26 protein-coding genes and 2 pseudogenes are annotated in these 22,427 nt (G+C 49.6%); 15 read left to right on the top strand and 13 right to left on the bottom strand.

Annotated features, from left to right (window positions below):
• The first annotated feature begins 27 nt into the window (after window positions 1–27).
• The 8 genes and pseudogenes from DXA36_RS14160 (at window position 28) to DXA36_RS14125 (ending at window position 5,683) form a co-directional block, all read left to right on the top strand.
• Window positions 28–306, top strand: a complete 279-nt coding sequence (locus tag DXA36_RS14160) for a DUF4315 family protein (protein ID WP_002569175.1) — start codon at window positions 28–30, stop codon at window positions 304–306.
• Window positions 299–1,000, top strand: coding sequence for a DUF4366 domain-containing protein (locus tag DXA36_RS14155; RefSeq protein WP_002569176.1), 702 nt, complete (start codon window positions 299–301; stop codon window positions 998–1,000). The genes DXA36_RS14160 and DXA36_RS14155 overlap by 8 nt, the downstream gene beginning before the upstream one ends.
• On the top strand, window positions 997–1,185 hold the full coding sequence (locus DXA36_RS14150; RefSeq protein ID WP_002569177.1) for a hypothetical protein: 189 nt from the start codon (window positions 997–999) through the stop codon (window positions 1,183–1,185). The genes DXA36_RS14155 and DXA36_RS14150 overlap by 4 nt, the downstream gene beginning before the upstream one ends.
• Before the next feature lie 15 nt (window positions 1,186–1,200).
• The gene (locus tag DXA36_RS14145; protein WP_002569178.1) at window positions 1,201–3,291 is read left to right on the top strand and encodes a DNA topoisomerase 3; all 2,091 of its coding nucleotides are present in this window, start codon (window positions 1,201–1,203) and stop codon (window positions 3,289–3,291) included.
• Between the two features lie 212 nt (window positions 3,292–3,503).
• A pseudogene (locus DXA36_RS14140) lies at window positions 3,504–4,421 on the top strand (antirestriction protein ArdA); the annotation flags it as partial.
• Window positions 4,408–5,112 (top strand): annotated as a pseudogene (locus DXA36_RS14135) (hypothetical protein); the annotation flags it as partial. The pseudogenes DXA36_RS14140 and DXA36_RS14135, both read left to right, overlap by 14 nt.
• Window positions 5,109–5,321 (top strand): transposon-transfer assisting family protein, encoded by a 213-nt coding sequence (locus tag DXA36_RS14130; RefSeq protein ID WP_004607965.1) that lies wholly within the window; start codon window positions 5,109–5,111, stop codon window positions 5,319–5,321. The pseudogene DXA36_RS14135 and the gene DXA36_RS14130, both read left to right, overlap by 4 nt.
• A complete protein-coding gene (locus DXA36_RS14125) occupies window positions 5,318–5,683 on the top strand; it encodes a cysteine-rich VLP domain-containing protein (protein WP_002569182.1) in 366 nt (121 codons plus the stop codon). Before DXA36_RS14130 ends, DXA36_RS14125 begins: the two co-directional genes overlap by 4 nt.
• A gap of 177 nt (window positions 5,684–5,860) precedes the next feature.
• Here the strand turns inward: DXA36_RS14125 and DXA36_RS14120 are convergent, their stop codons facing one another.
• The 4 genes from DXA36_RS14120 to DXA36_RS14105 all read right to left on the bottom strand — a co-directional run bounded on the left by DXA36_RS14120 (window position 5,861) and on the right by DXA36_RS14105 (window position 8,433).
• The gene (locus tag DXA36_RS14120; protein WP_002569183.1) at window positions 5,861–6,112 is read right to left on the bottom strand and encodes a helix-turn-helix domain-containing protein; all 252 of its coding nucleotides are present in this window, start codon (window positions 6,110–6,112) and stop codon (window positions 5,861–5,863) included.
• A 63-nt stretch (window positions 6,113–6,175) separates the two neighbouring features.
• Window positions 6,176–7,522, bottom strand: a complete 1,347-nt coding sequence (locus tag DXA36_RS14115; protein ID WP_002569184.1) for a relaxase/mobilization nuclease domain-containing protein — start codon at window positions 7,520–7,522, stop codon at window positions 6,176–6,178.
• Entirely contained in the window at window positions 7,483–7,812 is a 330-nt protein-coding gene (locus tag DXA36_RS14110; RefSeq protein ID WP_002569185.1) for a plasmid mobilization protein, read from the bottom strand. The genes DXA36_RS14115 and DXA36_RS14110 overlap by 40 nt, the downstream gene beginning before the upstream one ends.
• Before the next feature lie 267 nt (window positions 7,813–8,079).
• A complete protein-coding gene (locus DXA36_RS14105) occupies window positions 8,080–8,433 on the bottom strand; it encodes a helix-turn-helix transcriptional regulator (protein ID WP_002569186.1) in 354 nt (117 codons plus the stop codon).
• A 384-nt stretch (window positions 8,434–8,817) separates the two neighbouring features.
• On the opposite strand from DXA36_RS14105, the gene DXA36_RS14100 reads away from it, so the two are divergent.
• The 7 genes from DXA36_RS14100 to DXA36_RS14060 all read left to right on the top strand — a co-directional run bounded on the left by DXA36_RS14100 (window position 8,818) and on the right by DXA36_RS14060 (window position 13,651).
• Entirely contained in the window at window positions 8,818–8,997 is a 180-nt protein-coding gene (locus DXA36_RS14100; protein ID WP_002588768.1) for a cysteine-rich KTR domain-containing protein, read from the top strand.
• Window positions 8,998–9,020: 23 nt separating this feature from the next.
• A complete protein-coding gene (rlmN, locus tag DXA36_RS14095; protein WP_002569187.1) occupies window positions 9,021–10,010 on the top strand; it encodes a 23S rRNA (adenine(2503)-C(2))-methyltransferase RlmN in 990 nt (329 codons plus the stop codon).
• Between the two features lie 250 nt (window positions 10,011–10,260).
• On the top strand, window positions 10,261–10,446 hold the full coding sequence (locus tag DXA36_RS14090) for a hypothetical protein (protein WP_009243795.1): 186 nt from the start codon (window positions 10,261–10,263) through the stop codon (window positions 10,444–10,446).
• Window positions 10,447–10,547: 101 nt separating this feature from the next.
• A complete protein-coding gene (locus DXA36_RS14085; protein WP_002569188.1) occupies window positions 10,548–10,988 on the top strand; it encodes an RNA polymerase sigma factor in 441 nt (146 codons plus the stop codon).
• Window positions 10,969–11,229 carry a helix-turn-helix domain-containing protein gene (locus DXA36_RS14080; RefSeq protein ID WP_002569189.1) on the top strand — a complete coding sequence of 87 codons (261 nt, stop codon included), beginning with the start codon at window positions 10,969–10,971 and terminating at the stop codon, window positions 11,227–11,229. Before DXA36_RS14085 ends, DXA36_RS14080 begins: the two co-directional genes overlap by 20 nt.
• A 417-nt stretch (window positions 11,230–11,646) precedes the next feature.
• Entirely contained in the window at window positions 11,647–11,874 is a 228-nt protein-coding gene (locus DXA36_RS33865; protein ID WP_004613661.1) for a transposon-encoded TnpW family protein, read from the top strand.
• 100 nt (window positions 11,875–11,974) lie between these two features.
• Window positions 11,975–13,651 carry a recombinase family protein gene (locus tag DXA36_RS14060; protein ID WP_002569190.1) on the top strand — a complete coding sequence of 559 codons (1,677 nt, stop codon included), beginning with the start codon at window positions 11,975–11,977 and terminating at the stop codon, window positions 13,649–13,651.
• A 58-nt stretch (window positions 13,652–13,709) separates the two neighbouring features.
• Here the strand turns inward: DXA36_RS14060 and DXA36_RS14055 are convergent, their stop codons facing one another.
• The 9 genes from DXA36_RS14055 to codY all read right to left on the bottom strand — a co-directional run bounded on the left by DXA36_RS14055 (window position 13,710) and on the right by codY (window position 22,391).
• Window positions 13,710–14,159, bottom strand: a complete 450-nt coding sequence (locus tag DXA36_RS14055) for a DegV family protein (protein WP_330425033.1) — start codon at window positions 14,157–14,159, stop codon at window positions 13,710–13,712.
• Between the two features lie 205 nt (window positions 14,160–14,364).
• Window positions 14,365–15,159 (bottom strand): polysaccharide deacetylase family protein, encoded by a 795-nt coding sequence (locus tag DXA36_RS14050; protein WP_118680198.1) that lies wholly within the window; start codon window positions 15,157–15,159, stop codon window positions 14,365–14,367.
• A complete protein-coding gene (sdaAA, locus tag DXA36_RS14045; protein WP_118680197.1) occupies window positions 15,156–16,040 on the bottom strand; it encodes an L-serine ammonia-lyase, iron-sulfur-dependent, subunit alpha in 885 nt (294 codons plus the stop codon). The genes DXA36_RS14050 and sdaAA overlap by 4 nt, the downstream gene beginning before the upstream one ends.
• Before the next feature lie 68 nt (window positions 16,041–16,108).
• Window positions 16,109–16,786, bottom strand: coding sequence for an L-serine ammonia-lyase, iron-sulfur-dependent subunit beta (gene sdaAB, locus DXA36_RS14040; RefSeq protein WP_118680209.1), 678 nt, complete (start codon window positions 16,784–16,786; stop codon window positions 16,109–16,111).
• 158 nt (window positions 16,787–16,944) lie between these two features.
• On the bottom strand, window positions 16,945–19,209 hold the full coding sequence (locus DXA36_RS14035; protein ID WP_118680196.1) for a glycoside hydrolase family 3 protein: 2,265 nt from the start codon (window positions 19,207–19,209) through the stop codon (window positions 16,945–16,947).
• 118 nt (window positions 19,210–19,327) lie between these two features.
• Window positions 19,328–19,411 carry a DUF6783 domain-containing protein gene (locus DXA36_RS34405; RefSeq protein ID WP_412249795.1) on the bottom strand — a complete coding sequence of 28 codons (84 nt, stop codon included), beginning with the start codon at window positions 19,409–19,411 and terminating at the stop codon, window positions 19,328–19,330.
• A gap of 143 nt (window positions 19,412–19,554) precedes the next feature.
• Window positions 19,555–20,484: a translation elongation factor Ts gene (gene tsf, locus DXA36_RS14030; RefSeq protein ID WP_118680195.1), complete on the bottom strand. Its 930-nt coding sequence runs from the start codon at window positions 20,482–20,484 to the stop codon at window positions 19,555–19,557.
• Window positions 20,485–20,532: 48 nt separating this feature from the next.
• Window positions 20,533–21,297, bottom strand: coding sequence for a 30S ribosomal protein S2 (rpsB, locus tag DXA36_RS14025; RefSeq protein ID WP_118680194.1), 765 nt, complete (start codon window positions 21,295–21,297; stop codon window positions 20,533–20,535).
• Between the two features lie 308 nt (window positions 21,298–21,605).
• Window positions 21,606–22,391, bottom strand: coding sequence for a GTP-sensing pleiotropic transcriptional regulator CodY (gene codY / locus DXA36_RS14020; RefSeq protein ID WP_118680193.1), 786 nt, complete (start codon window positions 22,389–22,391; stop codon window positions 21,606–21,608).
• Window positions 22,392–22,427: the final 36 nt, after the last annotated feature.

The raw sequence follows: 22,427 nt of genomic DNA, 5'->3' as shown, positions 1-22,427 counted from the left end.
TTGAGCAAAGAAAGGAGAAATTTATTGATGGCTATGAACAAAATTGAACGTATCGACAAAGAGATTGCAAAGACCCGCGAGAAAATCACCGAGTACCAGAACAGATTAAGGGGGCTTGAAGCGCAGAAAACCGAAGCGGAAAACCTGCAAATCGTACAGCTTGTGCGCTCCATGCGCCTTTCCCCGCATGAGCTTTCCGCTATGCTTTCCGGCGGCGGTATTCCGGGCATGGAAGCCGCGCCGGGCTACCCCGCAGAACCCGCAGACCACGACACCGAAGAAATGGAGGACACCGAGAATGAATAAGAAAATCCTTAGAACCTTGACCGCACTCTGCGCCGCCCTCATGCTGACGGGCGGCTTTTCCGTCACCGCCTTTGCACAGACCCCGGAGGGACAGGACGCGACCGACGACAGCGGCGTTGTCTATGAGGAACCCGAAAAGGAAGAACCCCTTACCCCGGACGGGAACGCGACCCTTGTAGACGATTTCGGCGGCAACAAGCAGCTTATCACAGTGACGACCAAAAACGGCAATTACTTTTATATCCTTATCGACCGGGACGACGAGGGCGAGGACACCGTACATTTCCTTAATCAAGTGGACGAAGCCGACCTTATGGCACTCATGGAGGACGGAAGCACCGAAGCAGCCCCGCCCGCCGTTTGCAGTTGCACCGATAAATGCGAAGCCGGAAAGGTAAATGTGAGCTGCCCTGTCTGCAAGGACAACATGACCGCTTGCAGCGGCAAGGAAGCGGAGCCGGAAACCGAGAAACCAACAGAGCAGCCCAAAGAGAAAGGCAATACAGGCGGGCTTGTGCTTTTCCTTGTCGTGGCACTTCTTGGCGGCGGGGGCGCGTTCTATTATTTTAAGTTTATGAAGCCAAAGCAGAACGTCAAGGGCGACACCGACCTTGAAGATTTCGATTTTGACGATTACGACGAGGACGAGGGGGACGGGCTTTCTGATGAAGAACAGGAGGACGAGGAAGCATGACGCTTTTTACCGAAAACCCTTTAGAAAAAATGATGGTACAAAGACCCACCGGGCGGCGTGACAGTGCGCCGCCCGTTCCAAAATCCCCGGCGTGTATGCGTTGCCCTTATAAGGCGCAATCCCCCTGTATCGGCTATTGTCTGAAACAGGCACAGGAGAAGAAGCACACCGCGCCGGAACGCTGAAAGGAGGATTTTTTCATGGCATTTAGACTTGTGATTGCAGAAAAGCCGAGCGTGGCGCAGACTATCGCCGCCGCGCTTGGCATTAAGGGGAAACAGGACGGGTATATCGAGGGCGGCGGCTACCTCATTTCATGGTGCGTCGGGCATTTGGTACAGCTTGCGGAAGCTGCCGCCTACGGGGAGCAATATAAAAAATGGAGTTTTGACAGCTTACCCATTCTGCCGGAGGAATGGCAGTACGCCGTTGACCCGGACAAGGGGAAGCAATTCAAAACCATTAAAGAGCTTATGCACCGCGCCGACGTTTCCGAAGTGGTAAATGCGTGTGACGCGGGGCGCGAGGGTGAATTGATTTTCCGCTTTGTCTACGAAGTGGCGGGCTGCAAGAAGCCCATGCGCCGCTTGTGGATTTCTTCAATGGAGGACGGGGCGATTAAGGCGGGCTTTGCTTCCCTCAAAGACGGGCGGGACTATGGCGCGCTCTTTGCGTCCGCCCTCTGCCGCGCAAAGGCTGACTGGCTTATCGGCATTAACGCCACCCGGCTTTTCTCCTGCCTGTATGGAAAGACCTTGAACGTGGGGCGCGTCCAGACCCCGACCTTAAAAATGCTCACCGACCGGGACGCGGCTATCTCCCATTTCCAGAAAGAAAAATATTATCATGTTCGCCTTGATTTATCCGGCGCGGACGCGGCAAGCGAAAGGATTTCGGACAAGGCAGAAGCCGACGCGCTGAAAGGGGCTTGCGAAGCGGGAAAGGCGGTATGCGTTTCCCTTACCAGAGAGAAGAAAACCGCAGCCCCGCCAAAGCTCTTTGACCTTACCTCTTTGCAGCGGGAAACGAACCGCATTTTCGGTTACACCGCAAAGCAGACCCTTGACCTTGCACAATCCCTTTATGAAAAGCGGCTCCTTACTTATCCGAGGACGGACAGCAGCTTTCTTACTGACGACATGGGCGGCACCGCAGCGGACATTATCGCGCTGCTTTGCGAAAAGCTCCCCTTTATGGCGGGCGCGGACTTCACGCCGGAGATTGCAAAGGTATTAGACAGCAAGAAAGTATCAGACCACCACGCAATCATTCCCACTATGGAGCTTGCAAAGGCTGACCCGGACGCGCTGCCGGAAAGCGAGAAGAATATCCTTACCCTTGCGGGGGCGCGTCTGCTTTTTGCCACCGCCGAGCCGCATATTTATGAAGCGGTTACGGCGGTTTTCTCATGCGCCGGGACAGACTTCACCGCAAGGGGAAAGACCGTACTTGCGGAGGGTTGGAAAGAGCTTGAACGCAGATACCGGGCGACGCTGAAAGATAAGCCCGAAGCAGAGGACGGGGAAAATGAGGGCGTGACGCTGCCGGAGCTTTCCGAGGGACAGAACTTTCCTAACCCCGCCGCAAAAGTAACGGAGCATACCACAACGCCGCCGAAGCCCCACAGCGAAGCGTCGCTTCTCTCTGCTATGGAGCGAGCCGGGAACGGGGACACCGACCCGGACGCGGAACGCCGGGGGCTTGGCACTCCCGCCACCCGCGCCGCCGTCATTGAAAAACTGGTAAAGGGCGGCTTTGCAGAGCGCAAGGGGAAGCAGCTTATCCCCACGCAGAACGGAGCCGCCCTTATATCAGTCTTGCCGGATATGCTCACTTCCCCGCAGCTTACCGCAGAATGGGAAAACAATCTGACGCAGATAGCAAAGGGAGCCGCAGACCCCGGCGAATTTCTGTCCGGCATTGAAGCTATGGCGCGGGAGCTTGTGCAGACACACGCCGCAGCACTGGACGGGAAAAAGGATTTGTTCCGGGAGGAAAAGCCCTCTGTCGGCAAATGCCCCCGTTGCGGTTCCCCCGTCCATGAGGGGAAGAAAAACTATTATTGCAGCAACAAAGAATGTGCCTTTGTCATGTGGAAGAATGACCGCTTTTTCGAGGAACGCAAGACCGCTTTTTCCGCGAAGATTGCCGCCGCGCTCCTTAAATCCGGCAAAGTGAATGTGAAGAAGCTCTATTCCCCGAAAACAGGCAAGACCTATGACGGAACTATCGTTCTGGCTGACACTGGCGGGAAATACGTCAACTACCGTATCGAAGTACAGAAGAACTAAAAACTTGAATAGCAAGCATAGGAAGCGGGTACCCACTTCCGTAAATCCCTGTCCTGCCGCTGACGCGCCGGACGGGGATTTTGCTTGTTGGGAAGTTTCCCAAACCCTCTAAAAAAATGAAAAAATTGTTGGCATAACGCACAGCCCACCGTAGTACGGGGCGAACCCCAAAAGCGCGGCGGTGCGCCGCCATTTCAGAAAGGAGCGAATGAATGGAAAAGAAAAAAGGTTACTCCATGTTTGAGCGTGACAAGTTAGACCCGGCTGACAGTATGCGGATAGAGCGAAATATTTATTTTGAGGAACAGACCGCTGACCTTTCCGGGCTTACCGCCCTGCCCTTAGAACAGTTACAGGCATTGCGGGAAGAATACGCGGCGGCTGAACAGGCAGCTTTTGAAGCCTTGCAAGAACAGGCGGCGGCATGGGACGAACAGGCGGGAAAGACCCTTGCCATTGACAAAGCCATTGAGTATGTGAGGACACCCGAAGCTACGCATACCGCGAACCAGTGGGAAGCTACGGACTACGGGAAGCACATCAGCAACCGCGTCTACCAAATGCGCTACCACATATCCGAGAATACCCGGTATGACAGGGAAAAAGAGAAATCCATTCCCTATTCGTGGACGCTTTCATGGAGTATTTACACCAACAGCCCCCACAATTACGGACAGGCAAAAATCGCCGGACAGGAAAGGAAAGTCTTTGCAGACAAGGCAGCTATGGAAAAATATCTGAATGGGCGTATCAAAGCCTATCAGCATTTATTCACCGAGGTATCGCCGCCTATCCCGCCAGAGTATGCAGAGCATTTCAAAGTAAACGGGCAGCTTTTACCGGGCTATGCTATCGAGGGCGAGGAACGGGCGCAGCCTACCGCTGAAAAAGCAGCCCCCACCACAGCAGAGCCGCCACAGGACACCGAACAGAGAAAGGAGCGTGAAACCATAAACGAGCAGTTTTCAATTCTTATCGACAGCCGCAGCCGCTTTGAAACAGGCAAACCGGGCGGCGTGTGGCTTCCCATGCCGACCACAACAGAGCAGCTTCATGCGGCTATGGAAAGCGTCGGCATTACCGCAGACAATCCGCAGGATTTTTTCATCAACGGGTATGGAGCAGACGAGCGACCGCGTCCTTGCCTATGCAATCGAGCTAACGGGGACGGAGCGCGGGAAAATCAAGGGCAATCTGTACGAACTGGACTACGCTAAACATTATGAGCGCGTCAAGGAAAAGGAGCTGCCCGCCGATACGGTGAAGCTGATTTATGAGCATGGGGAACGGGAGATACCCGCCGGACAGTTTTTCAACGGCAATCCCGATTATGAGCTTGGAAAGTTTGAACGCTTTGAAGCCGTACCCAACGACCCGGACGCGCTGCAATCGCTCTTACAGGAAGAACGGCGCAGCCGGGAGCAGCTTCCGCCGGGGGATTTCAAGGCGCATATCGCCGCATTGCGGGACGGGCTGATTGAAACGGAAGCGCGGCGCATTGTACGGGAAATGAAGCGGCACGACACGCCGAACAGCCCCAACAAGACCCATTTCATGGTAGAGCTTTCCCCGGCGTTCATGCAGCTTGCAGCCACAAAGGACACTGACCGCCTTTTCTCCATGCTGCCCTACAAGACCCTTGCCTTTTCCAAAATCGAGGGCAGACATGGGACGTATGCGCTGATTGACAAGGGGGAGAACCGGGACAGGAAGATAAGGAAGCCCCGCCCCTCTATCCGGGCGCAGCTTAAAGCAGACAAGGCAAAGACCGCCCCGAAAAAGGCGGCGGCAAAAACAAAAAATCACGATATGGAGGTATGAGCATGATTAGACTGACTGTTGAAGAAACAAACCTTTTGAGCATTTACAACGAGGGCGGCAAGCGGGCTTTGATTGAGAATGTCAACGCCGCGCTGCCCTACATGGACGCGGATATGCGGGAGCTTGCAAAGCGCACCCTTTCCAAAGTGGACGCTTTGACCGAAGCGGAATTTGCAGAGCTTCCCATTTACGCCGCTGATGAAGTATGAACGGGGTTAAGCGGCTGACGCCGCCCCAGAGCCGGAAAGTCAACGCCCTTGTGCGCCGGACGTGCTGCAATTATGATAACGGGAACTGTATCTTACTGGACGACGGGGACGAGTGCGTTTGTCCGCAGCTCATTTCCTATTCGCTTCTCTGCAAGTGGTTCCGGGCTGCGGTGCTTCCCGCCGACAGGCTACTCTATGCGGAGCTTTACCAGACAGGGGACAAGAAGAAGTGTACCGAGTGCGGCGCGTTCTTTGCGTCAACCTCTAACAGTGTCAAATACTGCCCCGTCTGCCGGAAGCGTATCACCCGCAGACAAGCTGCCGAGCGCATGAGGAAAAGACGCACCCCTGTTACGCAGTAGGTGCGGAAAATCCCTTGATTTACAGGGCTTTCCGGGCGTGAAAATCGGATAGGCGATACTTTATACCTTTACCCCCGAAAATGGCGTTCTACTGCGTAACATTCACGAAAACAGCACCCATAAAAAGACAGGGCGCGGAAGTCATATACTGGCTTCCGCGCCCTGTTCTTTTTTTGCCTATCTGACATTTCCCTTTTCCATTTCTTCAAGCGGGAACTGCGGGAGGGCTTCTATCAGCTTCTTTGTGATAGACTGGCGCATATCTTCGTTGATTTCCTGTTTCGTGCTTCCGTCTGGCTGTCTGACCGCTACCGTCGATAGCCTGTCGATTTCGTCCTTGTAGCAATCCACGACTTTCTCCACCGCCCATTTCTCCCCGGCAACGGCGGCGCGTATGGTTTCATATTCCGGCATTTTCTGGTTTTCCATGCTCAACGCTCCTCTGCTTTTTGATAGCCCTATCATAGCACAGCGGCGGGGATTTTGCTATCCTTATCCGCGTTCTGTTTCCTTTTCCCGTTCCGGCTGTCTGTCTGCCTGTAAAATGCTGTCAATGTTCTGCTTGATAATATCATATTCCCGGACTTTCTTTTTCAATTTTCCATAGTCGGCGTAAAGGGCTTCTTTCTGCGCTTGGAGGGCTTCATACTCCGATTGCAGCGCGGCGAGGTTCGGGAGCTTCGCAATGCCCGCCGCTTTCAGTGACCTTACGGCGGCTTCATGGAGGATAATTGCCTGTTCCTGTCCGGCGCGGTACTTCTCCCTGTTCCTTGCCTTGCGGTATGCGTCATAGACAGGCTTTGTCTTTTGATAGGTGGAAACATTCTTGATAAGCACCGCCATTTCCGCAAGCCGCTTTTCGGCGTTCTTCAATGCGTCTGCCGCCTGTCCGCTTTCCGCTGCCATTTCCTCAATCCGGCTGACTAAATCCGCGTACTGCTCAATCTTATGTTCCGTCAAGAAATTCATTGTTTTAGCTGCCTGTTTCAGATTGTGGATTTTCGCCCACTGTTCATAGCCCTTACTCTGCGCTGCCTTGATACTGTTCTCAATGTCGATAAGCAGCGACACGCCGCGCTGCTCTCTGGGAGCTTTCGCCACCTTTGTCCGTCTGCCCGCTATCCGTTCCCTTACGGCTTCCTCTGTATAGTCTGCGCCGAGGGTTTTAAGGCGGGTGAAGCGTTCCTGTCCGGGGGCGCGGCATGATACATATTTCCCCGGCTTTATCTCATAGCCCGCCGCCTGTAACCGCGTTAGCAATTCCTCAAAACTGGAAACTTGGGGGATAAGCGCGTCAACAGTGGTTTTCAGCTTGCCTTTCCAACTTGTACCCGTCTTTTCTGCCTGGTACTCCGCATAGCTCTTTCCCTTGCTGCCCTTGCCGGGGACGACAACGGACAAGCCATTTTCCCGGCACAGCTTGTCGCTCATGTTCCGTATGCCGTAATAGCTCCTTTTGTTGGAATTGTATTTATGGTGGTCTACAAAGTTCACCGCGCAAAAAATGATATGGTTATGGACGTGTCCTTTGTCAATGTGCGTCGTGAGTACATACTCATGCTGCCCCTTTGTTACCGCGTCGGCAAGCTGCTTTCCGATTTCATGGGCTTTCTGATAATCGACTTCCCCCGGCTCAAAGGACTGTATCAGATGAAAGGCTAAATTGTTCCCCTTTTGGAGTGCTTGCGACAGGGTATATTCAAACTCAATATCTGCCGTTTCATAGGAGCAACCGAAAGAGGACACAAGCATTTTCCCGTCCGTCTTGTCCGGGTTTTCGATATAGTCAAGGGCTTTGCTTAGAGTGCTTTTAATAGGCTTAATCTTTGTAACCGCCATATCTCCGCAAGCACCCCCTTTATTTCCTCTATGTCCTCTTGGTATGCGTTCCCCGTCGCGTTTACGCGGCGTGCTATCTGGTTGACGTTGACACCGATTTTCTGTATCTCTGCGGTCATAGCCTTTATATCGGCGTGGTCTATCTGAATGATATACCCGTCAATGGCAATCTTCCGCAGATACGCCGCCATGTTCCGGGTGGGTACGAGCTTCATTTTTTCCAGTATTAAATCCCGTTCCGCTTCCGTCACTCTGAATTTGATTTGCACTGTCCTTTTGCGTCCGTCCATGTGTTCGCTCCTTTCCTTTCCGTTCCGAGGGTTTGGGACACTTCCCAACAAGCAATTTTCAACCGACGCGCCGCAGCGCGGGAGGGCGAAAATACGGAAGTGGTACCCGCTTCCTATGCTTGCTACGAATGTTTTTATCCTTTAGGCTCTTATCACCTACTACGGAGAAAAAGCGATTTTGCCAAACTTACGCAAAAGAAAAACGCTGCAACCTCAAAAAAGATTACAACGCTTTCTAAATCCTGTTCAGTTTTAAGTCGGACATTCCTATTCGCCCTCTTTTTCGACTTCGGAAATCTCCTTTGCCGTTGCGGTTACAATCCGTATGCCTGTATCGCTCATACCGTCAAGAAGCGCGTCAAGCTGCCGCCGCTGCGTGTTCTTCTCCGGCGGCGTTTCTAAAAGGAATTGGTCTACGGATATATGGTAACGCTGTATCAGCTCAAAGAATATCTGTAAACTTGGGTGCTGCCCCTTGTTCTCAATGTTCGCAAGGTAGCGCGGCGAGATAAACATTTCGTCGCCTACTTTCTTGCGGCTCTCCTTGCATCCCTCACGCGCTGCCTTTATCGCTGCCCCAAAAGCCTTAAAGTCGTATCGTGGTACTGGTCTTTTTGCCATAGTTATTCACCCTATTACATTTTACTGTTCCCCTTTCTTCTTGGATATGTCTACGTAGTTCTATCAGTTAGCCAAAATAATTCATATATATATATGTTGACAACAAGCTGCTTTTGTATATAATATTATATAAAAGGGGGGGAATGTTTATGTTACATAGCATGCGTATTCGATAAGCATTGAAATCAAAAAAGATTTTTCCCATTTTCAATATGGGCTTTTTTGTCATGCTTATTTTGCGTATGCTATACAACAAAACTAACGACGTATAGACATAGTATAAAAACTATGCCTTAATTTTGTTGTAGTATTATATGTATAAATGCAGGTCAATGCTCATGTTGAGAATTGACCTGCATTTTTTTGCGCAAAAGGAGAAATATTATGCTTGAAAAATATTGGATAAAATGTCCAATTTGTAACGGAAAGACGAGGGTTCAAGTATTTTATAATACGGTATTAAGAAATTTTCCTCTTTTCTGCCCTAAATGTAAATTAACGCATATCGTTGATGTTGAAAAACTAGAAATCATAATCAAAAACTCTGAAAAACAAACTTTTTAATTTTGAAAAGGAAGGATATTTAAATGAAACACTTACCTAAAAGTACACCTACGGAAATATTGAATGACCCATACGGATTTACTTACAAAGAAATGTCGGAAGTAATTGGAGAGGATAAAGCAAGAGCCTTATATACGGAATTGTATAAACAGCCATTTCACAAAGAAAATCTATCAATATCAACAAAAAAAGTCTATAAAAGTAGCGATACTGAAAAGTATGTTTATGAATTGAAAGATAACAGGTATATTGAAACGGTTTTTATTAAACGGCGAGATGGTGGGACTGTTTGCGTAAGTACGCAAGTTGGTTGTTCTGTTGGCTGTATTTTTTGTGAGTCCGGACGCAATGGTTTTGTTCGTAATCTAACACCGTCTGAAATTGTGCAGCAGGTTGTATTGATACGTCAAAAAGTAAATCGTATCGTTTTTATGGGAATGGGAGAACCTTTATTCAATTACGACAACTTGATTGCAGCAATCCATATTCTTCGAGATAGAAATGGACTTAACTTTCCAACCGACGGCATTACCGTATCAACAGTTGGTCCAGTTAATCAATTAAAAAAATTGCGCGAAGAACATCTAAAAATTCAGTTGACAATATCTTTACATGCAGCAACACAGGCTGCGAGAAACTGTATCATTCCTCATATGCACATGTACGCTATTGAAGATGTTGTTAAGCAAGCATTGTCCTATTCTCAAAGGCATAATCGAAAAGTGGTATTTGCGTATTTGCTTTTACCAGGTATAAATGACCGTTCCTCAGATATAAGGCAACTTGCAAAATGGTTTAAGGGCAAAAATGTTATGATTAACGTGCTGCAATACAACCCGACGAGTAATTCAAAAATTAGAGCACCACAAAAACAAGAAATGGTTGCGTTCAAACATCAATTAGAGCAAACAGGACTTGAAGTTACCATGAGAGTTTCTCATGGTAGAGAGATTAAAGCAGCTTGTGGACAGTTAGCTAATACATATAATAAAGCCAAAAAACAACAGAAATAATTTAATTAAAAGAGCCAGACGCACAGACGCAGAGCCGATAATATGCAGTTTGAAATACTGCTGTTATCGGCTCTTTTTTGATTTTAATTTGTGCCCCTAATAACCATATTGGAGCAAAATCAGAACTGTTGCTTGTCGTTCTTTGATTTCCGCAGCAGCTTTGAAAAATCAAAGCCGCCGTTTCTTTTTATCTTCTAATGAAATGACGCGGTATCACTGTTGAAATCGGCGGCTAAAGGAGGTAGCCGCCATGAAGCAAAAAGCATATCGACAAAATCCGACAGTTATTGACTTATCAAAAAAAGCCCGCCCACCACCGGGGGAAACTACGCTTATATATATGAACTGTCTAATCATCTGGATACTGCTTACAATGCCTATGCGCCCGTCCGGGCTTTTCGGACGGGCGCATTTTGTACGTTCAAAAAATTTTTGAAGAAATTTCAAAAAATCTTCGGCGTTTTTGAAAAACGCCGTATTGCCCCGCGAAAAGGGGGGAAGCACCACCAACTTTCCAACGAGAAAGGAGGTGAGAATGTGGAACCTAATAGCAGGGAGTTTTACAAACAGTGTGCTTTTCAGAAGTTTTGTAATACGGTATTGCACAATGAAGCTTGCGACACCCATAGAGAACTTCGCAGACACAAGGCAAAGGAAGTGACCTTTTCCGACATGACCTTAGACGAAGCGCGGCAGCTTCATACGTTTGATGAATATTTCAAACGTGAAGCCGCCGAAACCGTCTTTGAGAAAGCCGGGAAGAAAATCACGCCAAAGCTGCTTCTTGAAGCAATCCGTACTTTGCCGGAAGAAAAGCGCAAAGCCATATTGCTGTATTACTTCGAGGGAATGAACGATACCGAGATTGCGGAGCTGTTCAACACGTCGAGAAGCACGATACAGTACAGGCGGACAAGCTCTTTTGAGAAATTAAGAAAATATCTGGAGGAAAATGCTGATGAATGGGACGAATGGTAACGAACCCGGCTACCCGGAAAATGCCCTTGTTCCTTATCCTGTCATTGTGGCAGCGACAAAGGGCGACCCGGACGCCATGAAGATTGTCTTGCAGCATTTCAGCGGCTACATAGCCCGCCTCTCCATGCGGAAGCTGTACGACGAGCGCGGGAACGTCTATTTTGGCGTAGACCACGACATTCGGGAACGGCTGCAAGCAAAACTGATGATGGCTGTCCTCACCTTTAAGGCAGAGGAATAAACCGCAGCGGCGGCGGGACGCTTTCTCTCTCCCCCTTTTCCGTTCCGCTGCTGACGCGGCAGCAAAGCCATTCTGAACCTTGACAAAGAAAGCGGCGCAAGATAACGGCGGCGCAGCATAGGGCAAATCGGATACGTTCCTTTTGCGCCGAGCCATACGGCGGGTGCGCCATGACGCTATCCGGGTGAGGTTATCCCCGCCCGGACAGCCGAGCGACCAACACCGCGCCGGAAAGCAAGTGTAGCGGCTTGCGGGCGACGACACGCAGAATATACAATGATACTTCCTTACAGCCACAGTCCGAGCGTTAAGAGCGTCGCAGGCAATGGGTAGGGCGGCATGAGAACCATGCCGGGGTGAAATTCCCATGAGGTTATGCTAATAACCGTCCGATTAAAGCCTTTGTTTTATTGAATAGTGGACTTGCTGCTATTCATAGACTATATTATATGTTTGCGAAAGAAAGGGGGATTTTCTTTGACGCAAAACCAAACGCCCGTTACCACAACGGAGCATAAAATAGGAAAAGTTACTTACCTTGTATGTTCGTCCGCAAGTGAACGCGCAACGGACACACTGGATAAAAAGATAAAAAAACTCATTCGCAAAGACATGGAACTGAACCCCGCAAACGCCCGGAAATAGGGCGTTTCTTCACATTTTATACATGACACAGGCAGCGGTATGTGGTATAATATAGACAGTACAAATACCATGCTTGTCTGTCGTCGGAAAGGAGGACAAAATGTTACAGACAGACAAGATTACCGCTTTATATTGCAGATTGAGCCAGGAAGATATGCAAGCCGGGGAAAGCGAGAGCATACAGAACCAAAAACTGATTTTACAAAAGTATGCTGACGAACACCACTTTTTCAACACGCGCTTTTTCGTAGACGACGGATTTTCCGGCGTGAGCTTTGAGCGTGAGGGGCTTCAAGCCATGCTGCATGAGGTTGAAGCCGGGAACGTGGCGACCGTCATAACAAAAGACCTTTCCCGTCTGGGACGTAATTATCTGAAAACCGGGGAGCTGATAGAGATTGTCTTTCCCGAATATGAAGTGCGCTACATTGCCATTAACGACGGTGTAGACACAGCAAGGGAAGATAACGAGTTTACCCCTCTGCGGAACTGGTTCAACGAGTTTTACGCCCGCGACACCTCAAAGAAAATCCGGGCTGTCAAACAGGCAAAGGCGCAGAAAGGCGAGCGCGTCAACGGCGAAGCTCCTTACGGCTACCTTATCGACCCGGATAACCGCAATCATCTGATACCCGACCCGGAAACGGCGCACGTCGTAAAACAGATTTTTGCAATGTATGTACGGGGCGACCGTATGTGTGAAATCCAGAACTGGCTGCGGGACAATGAAATACTGACCGTCGGGGAACTGCGCTACCGCAGGACAGGGAGCAAACGCCACCCCCGCCCACAGCTCAACGCATGGTACAACTGGCCGGATAAGACGCTGTACGACATTCTGACAAGGAAAGAATATTTAGGGCATACCATAACCGGGAAAACCTACAAGGTATCTTATAAGTCGAAAAAGACGAAAAAGAACCCGGAGGAAAAAAGGTATTTCTTCCCCAACACTCACGAACCTTTGATTGATGAAGAAACCTTTGAACTTGCACAGAAGCGGATTGCCACCCGGCAACGCCCGACAAAGGTTGATGAAATTGACCTGTTTTCCGGGCTGCTCTTTTGCGGGGACTGCGGCTACAAAATGTATGCAGTACGCGGAGCCGGGACGCTTGAACGGAAACACGCCTACACTTGCGGCAACTACCGCAACCGGGCAAGAAATGATATGCTCTGCACTACGCATTATATCCGCAAAAGCGTATTGAAAGAACTTGTCCTTGCAGACTTGCAGCGAGTAACGTCTTATGTGAAAGAGCATGAACAGGAGTTTATCGAAACAGCCAACGAGTGCAGCGCAAAGGCAGTACAAAAGACGCTGACACAGCAGCGGAAAGAGCTTGACAAGGCGCAGAACCGTATTAACGAGCTGAACATCTTATTCCGCAAGCTCTACGAGGACAACGCTTTAGGGAAACTTTCAGATGAACAATTTGCTTTTCTGACTTCCGGCTATGATGAAGAAAAAAAGACGCTGACCCGGAGGATTGCGGAGCTGTCACAGGAAATCGACAACGCCACCGAGCGCAGCGCGGACGTAAAAAGGTTTGTCGCACTGGTACGCAGATACACAGCGATTGAAGAACTGACCTACGAAAACGTCCATGAATTTATTGACCGTATTCTTATTCACGAACTGGATAAGGAAACGAACACCCGCAAAATCGAAATCTTTTATAGCTTTGTCGGCAGAGTTGATACAGGTGACAAGCCTACCGAAAGTATCTCCTATTTCAGACAGATAGGAGCCGACGTAAAGAGTTATGCTATCTAACATACATCAAAAAGAGGTAAGATAACACCCTCTGCAAAAAAGGTATCGTTATCTTACCTCAACAAAATCCGGCCCCGCTTTCCTGCAAAGCTGCCGCTTCCAGAACCAGAAGCCCCTGCAGAACCGTATTTACCGTAGCATCCGTCACCTGTATCCGGCTGTGGGGATACTTTTCCAGTATCAGATCCTTTGCTGTCAGGGCGGACTGCATAGATCCGCTGAACTTTGTGGTGATACAGATGCAGAAAACAGGAATATCTTCCTTCACATAAGGTTCAAAGGCATCGTAATAATCCTGTATGCCCGGCAGGGAGGATTTGGGATATACCCCCGGATTATCCACCATCTTCTGGTAGAACTCCCTCACGCCTACTTCTTCCACTTCCTTCTGATATGTCTTCTCATCAAAGGATACATAAAATGGCACCACCCGTATCTTCTTTTCCCTGGCCAGTTCGGGAGGGAGATCACAGGAGCCGTCGCTGATAATCTGAAAATGACTGTCCATACTTTTCGCTTTCTTATTTTAACTTAATTTCATTTTATTCAATTCTTTATTCCAGAAAAGAATTCGTAACCGTACATATAAAGTTTTACCACTATTTCGCTAAGGAGTAAAGATTTATTGTAAATTCCTGCTATTTAAACAGATAGGAATGCAGCCATTCAGGCAGATCCGATCCACTCTGAAAGAATTGCAGCCGTTCTGCCGGTCAGCCTTTCCACAGATGCCCGGCGGGGATACATACCGGTTCTCCGTCAACGCTCACCCACACATCCAGGCCGGAGGGATTATAGATCATCGTCATATCCGCACTGTATACCAGACCTCTTGAAGCAGTGATATAATCTTTGATTTCTATGTTGGTGGCATACCAAATCGTTTCCCGGCCGCCTGCCGTCCGGCAGAATTCCTCCATAACCTCCCAATTACCGGCGCCGTCGAATTCAAAGCTGTGACCCCAGATATAGAATAACAGCATCTGTTCAAAATCTCTCTCCATAAACTGCTTCCACAGGCCTTTTAAATCGTCGTTATGATGTGCTGTGGGATGCCATTTCATGAAATCTTCCGGTATGGCAAAGCTCCCTGTCGCCTCCACAGTCCGGCTGTATTCCATGCCGCAGCTTCGGGCAACCGTAATCACATGCTCCGAATAGTCCCCAAAAGGATAGGACATCCCTCTTACCGGATATCCGCACAGCTCTTCCAGCTTCCGTTTATCCTCCAGGATTTCCTTAATCAGGGCCGCATCCGGTATCTGTGTGGGAAAAGGATGGGTTACGGTATGTACGGATACTTCATGATTGCGATAGACCCGGGCGAACTCGCTTTCCTTCACATATCTGTCCCCGCCCAGGTTTCCGCTGTTGATGTGAAAGGTGCCACGGATATGGTGTTTATCAAAAAGCTCCGCAAGACGGACATCAAAAATCTGTCCGTCATCGTAGCTCATAGTCAATGCACGTCTTACCCCTCCGGGAAATAAATTGGCTTTTATTCTCATTTTTCTTCTCCTCCCCTTGTCTCTTTTTTCATCCGTATACCGGTTGGCGTAACCGCCAGCCCTCCTTTGGAGGTTTCTCTGACTGACTGGGGCATCGCCTTTCCAATAGCATACATAGCGTCCACCACTTCGTCAAAAGGAATATAACTCTTCACTCCCGCTAAAGCCAGGTCCGCGGAAAGCAGGGCATTCATCGCTCCGGAAGCATTCCGTTTGATACAGGGAATTTCCACCAGCCCCGCAACCGGATCACAGGTAAGGCCCAGCACATTCTTGAGTGCCATAGCCGCCGCATGGAATGCCATTTCCGGCGTTCCTCCCAGCATTTCCGTCACAGCAGCCGCTCCCATGGCGGCAGCCGCCCCGCATTCCGCCTGGCATCCGCCTTCGGCTCCCGATACCGTAGCCCGGCTTCCCACAATGATTCCCACCGCCGATGCGGTAAACAGCGCGTTAACAAGACACTGTCTGTCAAGCCCTCTGCTTTCGGCACAGGATAACAATACGGCAGGTACAATCCCACAGGATCCTGCCGTGGGGCAGGCCACAATACATTGCATGGAAGCATTGATTTCCGAACAGGAAAGCGCCATTCCCACAGCAAGGGAGGCGGCATCCCCCAGCAGGCTTTTCCCTTCTCTGCGGTACTGATCATACCGATAGGCATTTCCTCCTGTCAGGCCGCTTACTGACTGCACCGGTTCTTTTCTTGCCGTGGAAGCGGAACGTTCCATTACTGCCAGAGACTGCGCCATCTGCTCCCTGAGCTCCTCACGGCTTCTTCCGCTTCGTTCCGTCTCCTGGTTCAGGGCATATTCCCACAGGGCCAGCCCCTCTGTCTTTAATTCTTTCGTTAATTCTTCCGTGTCCAATAGAAACATAACTGTGCCATTCTCCTTTCGTTTTGGCGGGAAACCTTTTCCCGCCAAGGAACTGCCGCGGCAGTTTCTTATCCCACGTCACCCGGATTCAGCAGCAGCACCTGCTTTACGCCGTATACCCGTTCCAGCGCATTTTTAAGGTGTTCCGGCAGTTCTCCGTCCAGTTCCATATACATACAGGCCGTCTGCCCGTCCTCGGTCCGGTTCACCTGCATATTGCCTATATTAATCCGGTAAGCATACAGGATAGCCGTAATCCCGGCGATCACACCCGGCTCGTCCGTATGTCTGGTGGCAAGGATAGGCCGTTCGCCGGAAAACTGCACTTCCACACCGTTAATCTCCATAATGCAGACGCTTCCCCCGCCGATACTGCTTCCGGTCATAGTGAACATAGTCCCGCTCACAGTGGTCAGTTCCATGTGTACCGTATTGGGATGTACCTCCCCCAGATCCGCCGGAATAAACTCCGCCCGGATCCCTTTCTCCGCTGCCAGCTCATATGCGCTTTTCAGCCGCTCATCGTCATAACGTATCCCCTGGATCCCTGCCAGAAGGGCCTTGTCCGTCCCATGCCCCGCATAGGTTTCCGCAAATGACCCATGCATGAAGAAAACCGCCTTCTTTATGTCTTCCCCGCACAGATGTCTGGCCAGCAGACCCAGCCTGGCCGCACCTGCTGTATGGCTGCTGGACGGTCCGACCATAACCGGCCCGATCATGTCAAAAACACTATAATGCTTCACTGTAAACTCCTCCGCCTGATTCCGTATTTTGGCAAGGCATAAAAAGCCCTGCAAACCTGTGATAAGCTGCAGGGCTTCTCTGTCTTTTATTATTGGTAAATACTGCTTATATTATACTGTTTTCATCGGCTGTATGTCCAGCATTACTTTCTCTGCCCTCACTGCTTTTCCCTGCCGTATCTGGCCGTCCTTTCATCTGCGATGACACCGGAATAATTCATGCCGTAGGCAAAATCATAGGAATGGCCTTCTTCATCCGTATATACCCGCATATCAAAGGCGCAATCCTCGGCCTGTTCTTCAACGGTATCCATATCCGCGGGCATCTGCATCGGAAGAAGCCCCTGCGGTTCATAACAGCCCGCCGCCACCTCCAGCACCGCCTCCGCAGACACGCCGAACTCCACAAGGATGGCATCCGCATACGGCTCCATTTCCGACAGCACCACCGGATTCTTTACCGTCATGGCGACTATCACCGGTTTATCCTTCATCCGCTCCTTCGTCCGTATTACAATATCCAGATCCTCTTCATTGGCCGCCGTATTTGTTTTCCCATAGTAGGAACGGTTTGTGAAATCTTCTAAAGGATCGCCTCCTGCCAGGCTCTCCTTTCTTGTCTTTTCTGCCGTATACGGGCGGTACTGCAGGGTGACGGGCACATAGCCGTTACCGCCGGCCTGCCTGTCCTCCGGGCTGTAGCCTACGGAAATGGGGGATTCCACAAAGCAGATGGCAGCATCCGCTTCTTCCGGCGTTTCCACAACGGTAAACCTGGCCGCAGCCGCGGCCTTTCCCGGAGGCGTGATATGGGAATCCGGCGTCAGGCCGCTCATAAAATTCCGGTAGGGGCGGATATGTCTGTCCGGAATATACACCTTACATTTTTCCTGTAAAGGAAGCACCCCTCCTTTGTTTTTCAAAAGGACTATCGAACGAAGCTGGGATTTGTATCCTTTTCTGACAAATTCAGGGTTTCCCACCGTATGCAGGGACTCCTCCAAATCCAGATACGGATTTTCGAACAGTCCGGTACGGAATATATTCTGCAGGAGCCTTACCGCAGAACGTTCAAAGCGTTTCCGCATGGCCTCTTCCCCATATAATTCGCAGCCCATGCGATACGCTTCCAGCACCGGCTGAACATCATTGTTGCCGCCGAACTGATCCACACCGGCTTCCAACGCCTTTAAATGTCTCTGTGCCTCGGTAAGTCCTTCCACACCCCAGCATTTCCCGGCAAATTCTTCTTCCGCCGCCCCTGTGTCATGAGTGATTCCCCAGTCCGTGCAGACTACGCCCTCATACCCCAGCTGTTTTCTGAGCAAATCGCCGATAAGGTAACGGCTGAAGGAATTGCCCACATTTTCCCCGTTCTTTTTGTCCTGTCCATAAGAAATGGTATAGTAAGGCATCACTGCGCTGGCGCATCCGGTCCCTTCTTCCAGGCAGAAGGCTCCCTGCGTAAAGGGCTTCAGATGCTCCTCAAAATTCTGTCCCGGGTATACCGCATACTTTCCATACGCATAATGGGCATCCCGGCCGGCTTCACAGGGACCTCCTCCGGGGAAATGCTTCACCATGGTATTCACACTGTCCCTGCCCCAGCCGTCGGGACTTCCCTCCGTCGTCTGAAAACCGTCACAGTAAGCTTTTGTCATGGCACAGGTCAGTTCGGTATGTTCTCCGAAGGTATCCGGGAAACGCATCCAGCGCGGCTCCGTAGCCAAATCAATCTGAGGGGAAAGGGCCGTGGCGATTCCCAGCGCACGGTATTCCCGGGATCCTATTTTTCCGAACTCCTTTACGCTTTCCGGATCAAAGGAAGCGGTAAGACCGATACCGTTCGCCCATTTGGATATGGGTTCTCCTGTTATCCCCATAAATTCCGCCCCGCTCCCGCTTCCATGTCTGGGATCCGAGCTGTTATTGGCAGGGATACCAAATCCTGTATTCTCTGCCAGCGCCTGCATCCCGTTGTTCCAGCGGACCGCTGTTTCCGTATCCTTCAGTCCCATAATCAGCACATGGCGCACCTTATCCTCCGTCAGGAACTTTTTCTGCTGATCGGTAAGCGCCCATGGCTTCTCCTTGCTTTCTTCAAAGCTTTTTCCGCCATAAGTAGCAGTAAAAGGCCCGGGGCCGCTTCCGGCCGGAATGATCTGGTGGGCGCTGTAAAGCATAAGTCCCGCAATATCCTCCACCGGCAGCCTGGCTGCAAGATCCTCGGCCCGCTCCCTGGCGCCAAGCCTCCAGTCCTCGTAAGGCACCAGTTCACCGGTCCCCAGAAAATCCTTAAAGGCCCAGCCGTCTACAGTCAGCAGCTTCACCCGGCTTCCGTCAGCAACTCCCAGTTCCCTGCCTCCCTGATTCCGAATCAGGCGGTATCCGTCCATCTGCTTTTCTTCCCACATTTTTCCCATCCCTTATCTTCTCCTGTTCTTTTTTCTCCATGCAGGCCGCCGCATATCCGCACCCTGCCCATCAAAGACTGCGTTACACCATTTTCTCTTTTCGGGACAAACGTCTTCTATCCATTTATTATACAGGAGTCCTCTGCGGGATGCCAGAGTGTGTTTGAAAATTGCTTTCTGCAAGAGGTACGTCACAAGTTGCAGAAAGCAATTTTCAAACACACTCTAGGCCCGGGAAATAGTTGCCGGAAAAAAAGCATCATCACTTATATTCAATAAGTAATGATGCCTTTGTTTTGTTTATCTAATTCCGGAACAAATCACTCCGGATACAGAAAATGCTGAAAATACTTCTTACAGACCTGCCTGTGCGGCAACCTCTGCTGCAAAATCATCAACCTTCTTTTCAAGGCCCTCGCCTGTTTCAAAACGGACGAATTTCTTGATGGAAAGTTTTGCGCCGTTTTCCTTGCCAACCTGCTCTACATACTTGGCAACGGTTAAATCACCGTCTTTTACGTAAGCCTGCTCAAGCAGACATACTTCTTTCAGTTCCTTTGCAAGACGGCCTGAAATCATCTTCTCGATGATGTTGGCAGGCTTGTTTGCATTCTTGGGATCGTTCTGTGCCTGCGCCATGAGGATTTCTTTCTCATGCTCTTTATATTCTTCCGGAACATCCGCTGTCGCCACATACTTGGGTGCCAGAGCAGCAACCTGCATTGCCACGTTGGAGAGACATTCTTTCACGCTGTCATTCACAACATCCGTATCGGCTTCCACGATAACGCCGATTCTTCCGCCGCCATGAATATAGGAAACAACACAGCCATGATCCGCGGTTACCTTCTCAAACCTTCTGATGTTCAGGTTTTCTCCGATAGTAGCGATCTTCTCCACCAATGCTTCCTTAACAGTCTTGGCAGGATCGGCATCCCACGCTTCAGCCATAAATGCATCAATATCTGCGGAATCGGAATTTACAGCCTGCTGCGCAACCGCTTCTACAAATTCCTGGAAGGTTTCATTCTTTGCAACGAAGTCTGTTTCGGAATTAACCTCAACAACTGCCGCTGCGGTATCTCCTTTTACTGCGATACGGCAAAGTCCTTCTGCTGCGATTCTGCCGGCCTTCTTCTCCGCCTTAGCCTGTCCGTTCTTTCTAAGGAACTCCATAGCTGCTTCCATATCGCCGTTTGTTTCATTTAATGCTTTCTTGCAGTCCATCATACCTGCGCCGGAAAGCTCTCTTAATTCTTTTACCATTGCTGCTGTGATAGCCATTCTATTTTCCTCCATGAAATACTTTGCTTTCAATCAAACCTGTTATGATTATTCTGCTGCTACTGCTTCCACTGCTACTTCTTCAATATCAGTTGCTTCCGTAGCCAGAGCTTCTTCATCGTAAACAGCTTCGCCCTGGTTAGCTTCGATAACAGCATCTGCCATCTTGGATGTGATTAATTTAACCGCTCTGATAGCATCATCATTACCGGGGATGATGAAATCCAGTTCTTCCGGATCACAGTTGGTATCACCGATACCGATCAGGGTAATCCCCAGGATATGTGCTTCCTGTACGCAGATTCTTTCCTTCTTGGGATCCACAACAAAAATAGCATCCGGGATTCTGGTCATATTCTTAATGCCGCCAAGGTTCTTTTCCAGTTTTTCCCATTCTTTCTTAATCTGGATAACTTCCTTCTTGGGAAGAACATCGAAGGTTCCGTCTTCGGCCATGGTTTCAATCTGTTTCAGTCTTTCGATTCTGCTTCTGATGGTCTTGAAGTTGGTAAGCATACCACCCAGCCATCTTTCATTTACATAATACATACCGCAGCGCTCTGCTTCTGCCTTAACTGCATCCTGAGCCTGCTTCTTGGTTCCCACGAAAAGGATTGTGCCGCCCTGTGCTGCGATTTCGGAAACTGCATTGTAGGCTTCGTCAATCTTTCCAACAGACTTCTGGAGATCGATGATATGGATACCATTTCTCTCTGTGAAGATATAAGGAGCCATTTTAGGGTTCCATCTTCTTGTCTGATGTCCGAAATGAACACCGGCTTCCAGCAACTGCTTCATAGAAATAACGCTCATGTTTCTTACCTCCGTTTGGTTGAATTCTTCCGCATGCTTCACAATGGAACAATTTATCTCTATGGAATACGCTGATTCCGCAGATTATCCTGTTTCCATGGAAGGCTTTTTCCTTCCATTATCCCCCAGCCACTTCCGCGTTAAAGAAGCACCGGCCCGGAATTCCACATGCGTGTTTTTTAGTCACAACGTTTGAATTATAACACAAAAAATCCCCCTCTGCAAGGGGGATTTACCAAATTCATCCGGGTTCTGCCGTTTTTACGTAACAATACAAACCCGTCTGAACTGTTACGTTTGTATGCAGTTCAGGATTTCATGTTTTCTTCCAGCTTTCTCACTTCTTCGAAAACCACATTATTTCTTACTTTGATATAAGTACCTTTCATACCCGAAGAACGGGATTCAATGATGCCGGCACTCTCAAATTTTCTCAGGGCATTTACAATTACCGAACGGGTGATTCCCGCCCTGTCCGCGATTTTACTTGCCACGAGTACGCCTTCCATGCCGCCCAGTTCTTTGAAGATATGGATAATGGCCTGTATCTCGGAATAAGAGAGCGTACCGATAGCTGACTTAACAACCGCCATCTTCCTGCTTTCCTCAGCGCTTTCTTCGCTTACGGACCGCAGCATCTCAAGTCCCACAACAGTGGTTCCATACTCACATAGAATAATATCGTCTATATCATACGTATCTCCCCGGCGGTAAAGGAAAAGTGTGCCGAGACGTTCCCCGGCAATCTCAATGGGGGATACCACTGCCGCAAGCTTCATAATAGCCGGATTCTCAAACCCCAAGGCTGCCAGATTGACATTTTCCTTGGTAGAAAGGACTGACAGGAGCCTTTCATTCAACAGGGGATCAATAAAACTCCCCACTTCATCTTTAAGCAGCTCTGCAATAACCTCTTTATTATCCGAAATGGCAATCCCCAGCACCTTACCCTTACGGCTGATCACCAGCACATTGGAACTGAGTATTTCCCTCATAACTTTACATATATCGTTAAAAGCTACCTTACTGGAATTGTTATTGTGAAGCAACTTTCCTATTTTCCGTGTTCTGTCCAGTAGTTGAACGCTACTCATGTTAGTTTTTCCTCCGGCAGAATGCCCAAACTTATG

Origin of the sequence: Eisenbergiella sp. OF01-20, from assembly GCF_003478085.1 — a bacterium.
In the GTDB taxonomy this organism is placed as follows: Bacteria; Bacillota; Clostridia; order Lachnospirales; family Lachnospiraceae; genus Eisenbergiella.
This window is presented reverse-complemented; position numbering and strand designations above follow the sequence as displayed.